We start from the raw sequence: 7,796 nt of genomic DNA, 5'->3' as shown, positions 1-7,796 counted from the left end.
AAGAACGTTGCTGCGCTCGGGGTGTGGTCAGCGCGAACCGTGCGATACGGACGGAGCCGCCGAGTGTCTGCGCGGCGTAGCCCGTGACGTTGGCGCTCGCGGCTTCGGCGCCGGTGCCGGTGGTGTTCCAGTTGCTGTCCGTCGCGGATCGTCGCGTAGTCCAGCTGGATGGTCGCGGTGGAGGTGGGTCCCTGAATCCGGTGGGTGAGGGTATTGCGGGCCCAGTACAGGTCGTTGGTGGCCGTCGCGGTGCGCAGGGTCAGGCCGTTGTTGACGGACCACTTGTCGTGATCCGGATTATGGTTCGATTCCCGCTTCGGTTTCACGGTCGTTCCGTCGAAGGCGTCGCCGCCGGTCAGTGGGGTGATCTGGCGGGATGGGGGCGGCAGGACGGGGCTGGGATACGACGTGCCCCAGGCACGGCCTACGAGTTGGACGACGGGCCGGCCGCGCCAGGTCTGACAGGAGGACCACGGCCGCGCGGCACAGGCGCGGGCGTGGGCATGGTGCGGGCGACGTCACACGATGCTCCGGGAGGCGATCGGGGCTCGCCGCACGAATGCCGGGTGCACCCTTCCAAGTCCGGCACTTGGCGTGTTGGGGAGAGCCTTACTGGTACGGATGATGCGGGTGCTGTCATGCCCGGCATGTGCACCCTGCGCAAGCCGCTTCGGCCGGGGCCGCGTTCGACACTGCGAACATGAACCGATCCTTCGGACGGCATGGATCCTAGGAGTGGAGAGCGGACAGCACAAGATCCTTGATCGACCCATTCCTGCCGAAGATCGAGGAGCGGGTCGACCGGTCGCAGCGCACGGTGCGAGCCGACAAGCTCCACGAACGCCTCCAGCTACTGGGGTCCACCGGGGACGAGCGGACGACGCGGCGGGCGGTCGCGCGGGCGAAGGGAGCAGTGGCGGGCCGGCCACCGTCGTACTTCCGGCCGTGGATCGCCGAGCCCGGTCCCTGGTTGCAGTTCGACTGGGGATTAGGCCCGAAAGTGCCTGGTCCGGGCGGTGGAAGCGAGCTCGAGACGCTGTTGTTCTGCGCATGGCTGGCGTGGTCCCGCTTTTGCTCACCGGCAACGAGAAGACGATGACCATCGACTGGGTCACCGGGATCGCGGTCCGTCATCCTCAAGTCGTGCACTTGGACCGGGCGGCAACCTTTTCGGGAACGGCGGCAACCAGTACGGCAACGGTGCCTGTCCAAGCCCGCGCCCGCACCGCTACCTGACCCTCTACCAAAGACCCCTACACCACGGGACTTGAGGTCGCCTGGTTCAGTTGTGAATGTTCCGGCTTGCGAATTTTGCGAGAGGTATTGACGCTGATCACCGGAACCTTATTATCCAGTTGCTCGACACTTCGACCTGCGTTCGCTATGCCGAACACTTCAGGGCCGCACCACACTGCCTCCGGACGGCCCCTGACGGGCCAGGCCGGAGCCGCTTGCTCAAGGATGACGACGTTCCCCACCACGCCGTTCCGCCAGTACGTCATGCGCCCGCCGACGCCAGCGGGACGACACAGCAGCCGAGTTGCCGACACGAACGTCGAGCAGCCCGCGCCAGATTCAGCACTCACTCGCAGAAGAGGACGACTGCATGAGAAAGCCTTGGATCCTGCCCCTCATCACGCTGGTCACTGCTGCGCTCGGGATGACGGCGGCAGGTGTGGCACCTGCCTCCGCCGCCTCGAACACGCCCTTGCGGGTCATGCCGCTCGGCGACTCGATAACCTGGGGTGTGGGAAGCAGTACGGGCAACGGCTACCGGGCCCCGTTGTGGGACAAGCTCGCGGCAGACGGCCATCCGCTGGACTTCGTGGGCACGGGGCGGGGCGGTTCGATGTCCGACCCCGACAACGAAGGTCACCCCGGCTACAAGATCCACCAGATCGCCGAACTCGCCGACGCCTCGCTGACCCGCTACCGGCCCAACGTCGTGACGCTGATGATCGGCACCAACGACCTCAACGAGAGCTATCAGGTCTCCACCGCCACCGCCCGGCTGAAGTCGCTGGTCAACCAGATCACCGCCGACGCCCCCGACGCCACCGTCCTCGTGGCCTCCCTGGTCGTGTCCACCAGCGGCTCGGAGGAGCAGTACCGCGCCGCGTACAACCAGGCCATCCCCCAGATCGTGAGCGAAGCACAGGCCGCGGGCAAGCGCGTCGCGTACGTGGACATGAGCAGCCTGACCACGGCCGACCTGGACGACTTCCTGCATCCCAACGACTCGGGCTACCAGAAGATGGCCGACGCCTTCCACCGCGGCATCCAGTCCGCGGACAGCGCCGGGTGGCTGAGGAACCCCGCCCCCGCTCCCTCACGTGTGCAGTCCGAGTTGGGCGGCAAGTGCATGGATGTCAGCGGCTTCGGCACGGCCGACGGGACCGCCGTCCAGACCTGGAGCTGCACCGGCGCCGTCAACCAGGTCTGGTCCGCCTACACCGACGGCACCCTGCGCTCCATGGGCAAGTGCCTCGACGCCGCCGGCTGGGGCACCACCAACGGCACCAAGGTGCACCTCTGGACCTGCCACGGCGGCGCCAATCAGGTCTGGGAGCCCTACAACGGCGGCTACCGCAACCCCGCCTCCGGCCGCTGCCTCGACATTCCGGGCTTCTCCACGGCCGACGGCACGCAGCTCCAACTCTGGGACTGCCACGGCGACTCCAACCAGAAGTGGACCACTCTGGCCGCCGGATGACCCCCGCCCGGGACCGGAGCCCCTCCCCACCCCGGTCCCGGGATTCGAGGGCCGCTCCTGGACCGGCTGGCATCACCACGTCACCTGGTCGCCGCCGCCCATGCGTTCCTGACCGAGCAGCGCCTGGCCCGAAAAGCCGATACAGCGGGTTCACCCTCTACCAGATCCTCGACACCATCCAAGACCTGCTGAACTGCTGGACCGGCACCTGCTCCACCTGCCACCGCCCCCTGCCCAGATCATTCGCCACCAACCAGAACCCCAGAGCCAGAGCGGCATTTCGAACTTCAGATCCCGGTCCCCCTTACCCGTGAGGAAGCTGATCTCGCATGTCCTGGCTCCAACACCCCCACAGCCGCCGCAGAGTCATGGCGGTCACCGCCGGTCTGGTCGCGGGCGCCACGCTGCCGGCGATGCGCGCGGCGGCGGCCACGACGGCCCAGCAGGAACGGTTCATCAACCCGGTGACCCTGGTGGAGCGTAGGGCGGGAGGTGCCGTGGGAGTAGTGGCCTGGCGTTGTGTCGCTCCCCGGGAGGTCGTGGATGCCGTCGGTGATTGGGCTGCTGGAACAGCGTGAGCTGGGTGCTCGCCGTCGCGTGGACGAGCTGTGGGAGGAGGCCGACCGTATCCAATGTGACACTGAGGGCCGTGGGGGATCAAGGTCTTAACCAACTCGATTGACATGGACCACAGTTGACACACAATCGCATACGTCCGAGAGCTGCCGTCACCTTGCTGGCGCCGCTCCTCGCCGGAGCCCTGACGCTGACCGCCGTCACCGCTCCCGCCGTCTACGCCGCCGATACCGACGCCGCCTGGGCCTTGGCGGAGAGTGACGGGAGTTTCGGCCCCGGAATGTACGTCGTGACGCTCACCGACGCACCCGTCGCCGCCTACGAGGGCGAACTGCCCCGCCTGAAGCGGACGGCACCGAAGTCCGGCAACCGGCTCGACCCCGACTCCGGCGCGATCGACGCCTATCGACGCCACCTGGACGACCGCCGCGACGAGGTCCTCGACTCCGTACCCGGCGTCAAGGCGCTCTACGACTACGACTTCACGCTCAGCGGCTTCGCCGCGAAACTGACTGGCCGGCAGGCGTCGAAGCTGGCGGTGACGCCGGGGGTCGCCGCGGTGACCCGCAGCACGGCAAGCCGACCGACGGCGGATTCCCCGGGCTCCGCCGGCTCTCCGACGCCGGACCACGCCCCCGCGGCGGAGGCTGCGGGTCGAGCCGGAACCACCACTGACCGGGCCCCGGAATCACCCGCGTCCGACGCGTCCGGCACAGGGAAAACCACCCCTTCCGGCTCGCTCCCCGCCATGCTGGGTCTCTCCGGCGGCAAGGGACTGCGGTCGAAGTTAGGCGGGCCCGAGCACGCCGGTGAGGGAATGATCATCGGCATCGTGGACACCGGCTTCGACCCGTCGAACCCGATGCTCGCCCCACTTCCGGAGCCGCGCCCCGACGCCGAGGCCATCGCCAAGAAGTGGCACGGCACGTGCGACGAGGGCACCGACCCCGACCCCGCCAACCGCGTCACCTGTAACAACAAGGTGATCGGCGCCCAGTGGTTCCGCAAGGGCGTGGCCGCGCCCACCCCCGACGACGTGGCCTCGCCACTGGACCGGAACAGCCACGGCACACACACCGGTACGACGGCCGCCGGGAACCACGGCGTCGAGGCGTCGATCCCGGGCACCGGCACCAGCGGAAAGCTCAGCGGGGTCGCGCCGGCCGCGCGGCTGGCGTACTACAAGGCCTGCTGGAGCACGAACTGCTGGGGCGTGGACACCGTGGCCGCGATCGACCGGGCTGTCGCGGACGGCGTGGACGTCATCAACTATTCCATAGGCGGGGATATCACCCACCCGACCGTCAAGGAGGCCATGTTCAACGCGGCCAAGGCGGGCGTTTTCGTCGCCGCCTCGGCCGGCAACAGCGGCCCGGGCACCGTCCAGATCACCGCCCCCTGGTTGACGACGGTCGCCGCGTCGACGCACGGCACCGAGTACACCGCCTCACTCACCCTGGGTAACGGCCGCCGCATCACCAACCGCAGCCTGAACTCGGGGGTCCCCTCGACCCCGCTGGTCAACGCCGCCGACGTGCGCAAGTCGGACGCCGACGCCGAGCGGGCCGCGCTGTGCGCGCCGGGCACGCTCGACCCGGCGCGGACCAAGGACAAGATCGTCGTCTGCGACCGGGGCGGCAACTTCTTCTACGGGGCGAAAGCCACCGAGGTCAAGTCGGCGGGCGGCAGAGCGATCGTCCTCACCCACACGCCGACCAGCGGCATGGACTTCTTCGCCACCACCCTCGCCATCCCCCTGTTCCAGGTGAGCAAGCAGGACTCGCCGACGGTGAAGGAGTACGCGGCCACCGAGAACGCGACCGCCGGAATCCTCCCCAGCCAAAGCCACAAGACCACCGCCCGGGACGTCACCTCCTTCTCCTCCGGCGGCCCCGACCACCACAGCCACGGCGACCTGCTCAAGCCGGACATCACCGCCCCCGGCGAAGCCGTCCCGGCGGGCACGGTGCCAGGAGGCCTGAGCGGCTACGCGGGCTCGTTCGGCTTCATGTCCGGTACGTCGATGGCGTCGCCGCACATCGCGGGCCTCGCGACCCTGCTGAAGCAGCTCCACCGCGACTGGTCGCCGATGGAGGTCAAATCGGCACTGATGACCACGGCGACGACGAAGGACGAGAAGGGCGGCCCCATCGGCCGCCAGGACGCCGACTCCGCCACACCGCTCGACTACGGCTCCGGCATCCCCCGCGTCACCCGTGCCGCCGACCCCGGTCTGGTCTACGACTCCACGTCCGCCGACTGGACCGCGTACCTCTGCGCCACCGGCATCCCCCCGGCGGCGGAGAACGGCGAGGACCCCTGCGCGACGGCCACACCGCTCGACCCCAGTGACCTCAACTACCCGTCGATCTCGGTGGGCGACCTCTACGGCCACCAGACGGTAACCCGCAAGGTCACCAACGTGTCCTCCAAGACGGCCACGTACAAGGCCACGCTCCACACCCCGCCCGGCTTCCGCGCCAGGGTCACCCCGAAGCGGCTGACCCTGGCGCCGGGCGAGTCGGCCTCGTACACGGTCGAGTTCGAACGTATGGACGCCACCTACGACACCTGGTCCTACGGCTCCCTCACCCTGAGCGACGCCCACGCCCGCCACCGCGTCACCAGCCCGATCGCCCTGCGCCCCACGCGGTTCGCGGCGCCGAACGAGGTCACGGTCACCGGCCAGGACTCGGTGAAGCTGACCGCCGGAGTCGGCTGGACCGGCGAACTGACGGCGAAAGCGGCCCTGTACACCGCCAAGAAGACGACAGGCACCCTGACCGGCACGGACAAGTCCGACTTCTCGGAGAGCCCGCACACCAACGACGCGGTCGTGAAGCACCGCGTCCACGTCCCCGAAGGCGCCGCCTTCACCCGCGTGGCCATCACCGCCGCCGACCACCTTCCCGGCAGCGACATCGACCTCTACGCCTTCGACACCGCCGGCAACCAGATCGGCCGCCCCGACGCCGGCTCCGACGAACACACCGACCTGCCGCCCGGCGACTACGACGTCTACGTCCTCCAGTACAGACTCCCGGCCGGCACGACCAGCCAGCAGTACACCCTGTGGAGCTCGGAGGTGGGCCAGGGCGCCCCGGCGGTACGCCCCTCGGTCACCCCGTCCTCCCAGCAGGTCACCGCGGGCGACCGCCCCGAACTGACGGTGACCTGGCCGGACGCCGTACGCGGCGAACGGTACGTCGGGGTCGTGGAGTTCGGCGACGGCTCGACGACGGTGGGCCGCACACCGCTGACCGTGACGCCGTAACTCCACAGCTCCACAGCTCCGTAGCTCCGTAGCTCCGTAGCTCCGTAGCTCCGTAGCTCCGTAGCTCCAATGATCCGGACAGACCGACCGCGAACTCCCGTGATTTCGTGGGCGGTTCGCATGCTCCTGAAGCCCAGACCTCCGCCGATTCCCCCGATGGGACGGCAGGGCACCCCATCGCCCGGGGCCGGCCACCACCTCCATCTCCACAAGTAGCAATGCCGGTAGAGAAGGTGGAGCGGGAGGTAGTACACGTGGTGCGGCGGGACAGGGCGAGAATAACGTCGGCCGCGATCTGGGCGACGGTCGACGGCAACGCGGCGAGGGTGGCAGTGGCGGTGACCGTGCCTTTGACCGCCGCGAGGGCGCTCTCGGCCCCCCGCACGGCGGCCAGGATCCGGTCGGCGTGGTCGAGGAGCACCCGAGATCACGGGCGCGGCCGCCGTCGAGGCCCGTGCTGGCGCCGTGCTCGACCTTTCTGCTGCTCTTCCCCGACACCGTCTTGCTGCCCCGCCTGGATACGGCCGAGACCGCCACGGCGGAGACCACCATGAGTACGGCTGCCTGGACACCACCGTCTGCCCGGTGCTCCGCAGGCTCTCTCCCAACTCCGCCCGGACCTCCATCGGCGCCCCATGCACTTCACGCCACGGCACCACCCACCCGGCCAACGGTGGCCGCAACAGCAGGCCCAGTGCGACTCGCATCACACCGGGTGCCCCCATGGCAACAACATCTGATGCGTCAGATACCGTCTTGTCAGATGAATGGCTCGCGTCAGCGGGTCCCATCCTCGATGGAACAGCGAAGAGTCCTGATGAGCACACTCGAATTCACCGGCCTCGATCTGGACGTTCCGGTCGGCAGCAAGAACAGGACCGCCACCCTCGTCAACAGCGAGCAGGAGGCGCTGCCGACCGACGCCGGCCGCCCCCCCGCCGACGGCCACCGGCTCGCCTCCGACATCCTCGACTCCGGCAAGCTCACCGCCGGTCTGAGGCGCAGACCGTACGAGACCACCGGCTTCGCTGCTTCCGCTCCCACCCTCCCGGCCGAGGCGGTCCGCCGCCCGTACACCGGGAACATCCCTGCCCCCACGCAGAAAGGGCTACCCAAGTGACCAGCCTTCCCAGCCGACGGCGCCTCCTCGCCACCGGAGCGGGCGCCGCGCTCGGCCTCGGCACACTCGCCGCCACCGCGTCCCCCGCCGCGGCCGCCCCTGCCACAGCCACG

At 69.1% G+C, this 7,796-nt stretch carries 5 protein-coding genes and 1 pseudogene; 5 read left to right on the top strand and 1 reads right to left on the bottom strand.

Annotated features, from left to right (window positions below; all coding sequences use genetic code 11):
- Positions 1–326 (bottom strand): beta-xylosidase family glycoside hydrolase (locus IEZ21_RS46570; RefSeq protein ID WP_506004896.1); only part of this gene is annotated, 326 nt, incomplete at its 3' end.
- Between the two features lie 1,280 nt (positions 327–1,606).
- Here IEZ21_RS46570 and IEZ21_RS46565 point away from each other — a divergent pair.
- The 5 genes and pseudogenes from IEZ21_RS46565 (at position 1,607) to IEZ21_RS46545 (ending at position 7,683) form a co-directional block, all read left to right on the top strand.
- The gene (locus tag IEZ21_RS46565; protein ID WP_189327864.1) at positions 1,607–2,713 is read left to right on the top strand and encodes an SGNH/GDSL hydrolase family protein; all 1,107 of its coding nucleotides are present in this window, start codon (positions 1,607–1,609) and stop codon (positions 2,711–2,713) included.
- A 43-nt stretch (positions 2,714–2,756) separates the two neighbouring features.
- A pseudogene (locus tag IEZ21_RS46560) lies at positions 2,757–2,905 on the top strand (IS701 family transposase); the annotation flags it as partial.
- 137 nt (positions 2,906–3,042) lie between these two features.
- The gene (locus tag IEZ21_RS46555) at positions 3,043–3,291 is read left to right on the top strand and encodes a hypothetical protein (protein ID WP_189327863.1); all 249 of its coding nucleotides are present in this window, start codon (positions 3,043–3,045) and stop codon (positions 3,289–3,291) included.
- A 116-nt stretch (positions 3,292–3,407) separates the two neighbouring features.
- Positions 3,408–6,563, top strand: a complete 3,156-nt coding sequence (locus IEZ21_RS46550) for a S8 family serine peptidase (protein WP_189327862.1) — start codon at positions 3,408–3,410, stop codon at positions 6,561–6,563.
- Between the two features lie 817 nt (positions 6,564–7,380).
- On the top strand, positions 7,381–7,683 hold the full coding sequence (locus tag IEZ21_RS46545) for an MBL fold metallo-hydrolase (RefSeq protein WP_189327861.1): 303 nt from the start codon (positions 7,381–7,383) through the stop codon (positions 7,681–7,683).
- Positions 7,684–7,796 lie beyond the last annotated feature (113 nt).

It is taken from the genome of Streptomyces flaveus (genome assembly GCF_014647675.1).
GTDB lineage: Bacteria > Actinomycetota > Actinomycetes > Streptomycetales > Streptomycetaceae > Streptomyces > Streptomyces flaveus.
Note: the sequence above shows the minus strand (reverse complement) of the source record. Positions and strands in the feature narration are given on the sequence as shown.